Genomic DNA, 615 nt, shown 5'->3' with positions numbered 1-615 from the left:
AAATGAAGAAGCCCTCAAGGAAGTTGAGGCCATTGCACATGAAAAAGGGATGCATTGAGATGAAAGGAACTTCATGCAAGGCGATACTGTTTACGCTACTTAGCTTTTGCTTTACCAGTATTGCATTCGCCGGACCGGATCTGGGCGCAGCTGAACAGCAGGCGACCAACTGGCATGCAATCATCATGTTTATGATCTTTGTCGGTTTTACCCTGTTCATTACCAAATGGGCAGCCAAGCAAACCCAGTCGGCACAGGACTTCTATACCGCAGGTGGTGGAATCAGCGGTTTCCAGAACGGTCTGGCAATTGCCGGGGACTATATGTCTGCGGCTTCCTTTCTGGGGATTTCGGCGATGGTGTTCAGTTCAGGCTTTGATGGCTTGCTCTATTCACTCGGTTTCATGGTCGGTTGGCCAATCGTGCTATTCCTTGTGGCCGAGCGTTTACGTAATCTGGGCAAATATAACCTGTCCGATGTGGTGTCGTTCCGTCTGGAAGAAAAGCCGGTACGTACTCTGGCGGCCTTCAGCTCACTGGTTGTGGTGGCGTTTTACCTGATTGCACAGATGGTCGGTGCAGGGCAGCTGATCAAGCTCCTGTTTGGGCTGAACT

General features: G+C 50.7%; 1 protein-coding gene. It reads left to right on the top strand.

Features of this window, described 5'->3' with window-relative positions; genetic code table 11:
• Positions 1-59: 59 nt before the first annotated feature.
• The coding region (locus OC23_RS09670; RefSeq protein WP_038344435.1) for a sodium:solute symporter family transporter at positions 60-615 on the top strand (556 nt) is incomplete at its 3' end.

The organism is Acinetobacter sp. A47, assembly GCF_000805455.1.
Lineage (GTDB): Bacteria > Pseudomonadota > Gammaproteobacteria > Pseudomonadales > Moraxellaceae > Acinetobacter.
This window is presented reverse-complemented; position numbering and strand designations above follow the sequence as displayed.